Origin of the sequence: Dapis brunnea BLCC-M229, assembly GCF_050015995.1 — a bacterium.
GTDB lineage: Bacteria > Cyanobacteriota > Cyanobacteriia > Cyanobacteriales > Microcoleaceae > Trichodesmium.
On sequence record NZ_JBNHEP010000073.1, the window covers coordinates 1 to 3,422 of the forward strand.

The following is a 3,422-nucleotide window of genomic DNA, read 5'->3' on the forward strand; positions in this document are numbered from 1 at the left end:
GACCGCTTTTTCCCCTATCCAAGGGGAGGCTTCAAGGCGTGAATTATTTAATTATCAATTATTAATAATTGATATTTTTTAACTTTTAATTCTTGTTTTTTAGAATAATTTGTATAAGAGCAAGGGAATATTGATAATCAACTTTCTTCCTTTGACTATAAATCATCAATTTCTTTTTTTAACTTTTAACTTTTAACTTACTTTTCAATCGATCCCAAAAAAGTGCTATAGTAAAAAATTAAGCTAGGGGTGCCTAGATATTCAGGCTGAGAAATACCCTTAGAACCTGAGACTGGTTAATACCAGCGGAGGGAAGCTGTTTATTTAAGGGAAAAAATATGCGGACAGAATGGATCGCCAAGCGTAGTGGACACAAAAATGTCTCTCAAATGCACTATGCTCGTCAGGGAATCATCACAGAAGAAATGGACTTTGTGGCCCAACGAGAAAATCTCCCTGCTGAGTTAATCCGCGAAGAAGTAGCAAGGGGACGGATGATTATCCCTGCTAATATTAACCACACCAATCTCGAACCAATGTGTATTGGCATTGCTTCTCGGTGTAAAGTTAATGCTAATATTGGTGCCTCTCCTAATACTTCTGACATTGATAAGGAAGTTGATAAACTAAGACTGTCTATTAAATACGGTGCAGATACCGTTATGGACTTATCTACAGGTGGCGGTAATCTGGATGAAATTAGAACTGCCATTATCAACGCCTCCCCAGTTCCTATCGGTACGGTACCAATTTACCAGGCAATAGAAAGCGTTCACGGCAGAGTTGAAAATCTGACTGCTGATGACTTTCTGCATATCATTGAAAAGCACGCTCAACAAGGGGTAGATTATCAAACCATCCACGCCGGAATTTTAATCGAACATCTACCTCTGGTCAGAAGTCGTATTACTGGTATAGTTTCCCGTGGTGGTGGAATTATTGCTAAGTGGATGTTACACCACCATAAGCAAAATCCATTATATACCCATTTTGACGACATCATCGAAATCTTCAAGAAATATGATGTTTCTTTCAGTTTAGGAGATTCTTTGCGACCCGGTTGTACCCACGATGCTACTGACGAAGCACAGTTGGCAGAATTAAAAACATTAGGTCAATTAACTCACCGTGCTTGGGAACATGATGTCCAAGTTATGGTAGAGGGTCCTGGTCATGTACCGATGGATCAAATTGAATTTAATGTGAAAAAACAAATGGAAGAGTGTTCGGAAGCTCCTTTCTATGTTTTAGGTCCATTAGTCACAGATATTGCTCCTGGTTATGACCATATTACTTCTGCTATTGGTGCAGCAATGGCGGGTTGGTATGGTACAGCAATGTTATGTTACGTTACTCCAAAAGAACATCTAGGTTTGCCTGATGCTGAAGATGTGAGAAATGGGTTAATTGCTTATAAAATTGCTGCCCATGCTGCAGATATTGCTCGTCGTCGTCCGGGAGCGAGGGATAGAGATGATGAACTTTCTGCTGCTCGTTATAATTTTGATTGGAACCGTCAATTTGAATTATCTTTAGACCCAGATCGAGCTAAGGAATATCACGACGAAACTTTGCCTGCGGATATCTATAAAACAGCTGAATTTTGTTCTATGTGCGGACCGAAATTCTGTCCGATGCAAACTAAAGTTGATGCTGATGCTTTAACAGAATTAGAGAAGTTTTTAGCGAAAGAAAAGGAACCTGTAACTCAAAGTTAATAGCGATATTAATTCAGAAATAATTAGGGTCGGTAGAAAAAATTAATATTTGGGTTTAATTGTCGATCCTTATTATTTAAACCCACCCTATCTAACTGATATTTTCCTCTTTTGTTAAAGTTTGAATAATTGAGAATAAATAACTAAACTCCCCTGTTTTTTAGGGGAGTTTTTAATTTTGAAAGCTGAAAGTAATTTCTCGAAAATTATCATTATTTAGCTGTTATATCATGTTTGGATAATCACTTATAATAAAGTATATGGTTTGTAGTATAGCTCTCAGCCCGAACTGTAGATAGAGCTGAAGCAGGGCTATTTCATTAAAATTATCAGTATTTAGCTGTTATATCATGTTCGGATAATCACTTATAATAAAGTATATGGTTTGTAGTATAGCTCTCAGCCCGAACTGTAGATAGAGCTGAAGCAGGGCTATTTCATTCTAGAATCAAGTAAAGATTTTCGTGGTTTTTGGAGATTGATTTATATAACTTTCAATCTTGAAAAAGGCGTATTTTCCCTAATGCACAAAAAGTCAGAAATTAGAACGAAATAGCCCTGGGGCTGAGAGCTATACTACGAACTTTAATTATAATAACTATTTAACCGAATATAATATTAATTTAGATCTGGCTACAGGGACCGGAATGTGATTGTCATTACGAAGCGTTCAATAATTAATAATTAATATAGCAATTCCCATACTGGTGAGGTACAAAATTTTAGATTTGAGGAAAACACTTAACTGCGAACAGGGAATAAAAAGACAAAAAGATAACTATACCTCACGAGCTTGGAAAACACTATAATTACCTCTTATTTATAAGAAGAGGATTAGTTGAAATGATTTTTTTCTTTTTTATCCATGAATTGAGAGGCTTTATACCTGAATTTTTCGGTAATAAAAGAACTTAACCTTTTGGAGAAAGCGTTAACTTAGTTGTAGCAATCTCATGGTTTAGAGATTGCCACCGGAGGTCTTATATCAAATCCGGATAATTAGTTATTGTAGTCATTGCGACTGGAACAGAGTGGAAGGAAGCAATCTCGCCTCACCCCTGAGATTGCTTCCTGTCGTCGCAATGACAACTGTTTAACCGGATTCTATATTAACGGTTAAGTAAACAAAATAATTGCTTTTCCCACCCCCCTCGCAATGACAGTAGTGCTTAACCCAATAATCAATCCCATAACTAATAGACCTCTCCAGAAAAGAGGGAACAGGGAACAGGGAACAGGGAACAGGGGGAATTCATTAATTGATAATGGATAATTGATAATTACCTCGGGTTTTAACCGAGAGGATTGAATATAAGGAAATATTATTTCTTTTCTCAAGGGGAGATTGGATATGGCGTTTCGGCGCTTGAGCCGACATGAAAAGCGCAGCGGCTCTGTTAAGAGCGGGAGACCTCGCCATCCCATCCTTCGGACTGCTTCGCTTTCCGACCGCTCTCTTGGTCGATTGGAGGCAAGCGTTTTCGGCGCTTGAGCCGACATGAAACGCTGCGCGACATGAAACGCGTTTGCGGAGCATGACCTAGGATAGCGTCCCGGAGGGAACGGAAACCTCGCCATCCCATCCTGACGGACTGCTTCGCTTTCCGACCGCTCTCTTGGTCGATTGGAGGCAAGCGAGGAGACCTCGGCATCCCATCCTAACGGACTGCTCCGCTTTCCGACCGCTTTTTCCCCTATCCAAGG

1 protein-coding gene and 1 riboswitch are annotated in these 3,422 nt (G+C 39.2%); the gene reads left to right on the forward strand.

Going from position 1 to position 3,422, the window contains the following annotated elements; all coding sequences use genetic code 11:
- The first annotated feature begins 235 nt into the window (after positions 1-235).
- Positions 236-331: riboswitch (TPP riboswitch) on the forward strand.
- Between the two features lie 7 nt (positions 332-338).
- Positions 339-1,718, forward strand: coding sequence for a phosphomethylpyrimidine synthase (thiC, locus tag ACP6PM_RS08295; RefSeq protein WP_426583566.1), 1,380 nt, complete (start codon positions 339-341; stop codon positions 1,716-1,718).
- The last annotated feature ends 1,704 nt before the right edge of the window (positions 1,719-3,422 follow it).

Excerpts from the sequence above, each read along its gene's own strand:
- thiC (WP_426583566.1), top strand. The coding sequence starts at position 339 with ATGCGGACAGAATGGATCGCCAAGCGTAGTGGACACAAAAATGTCTCT.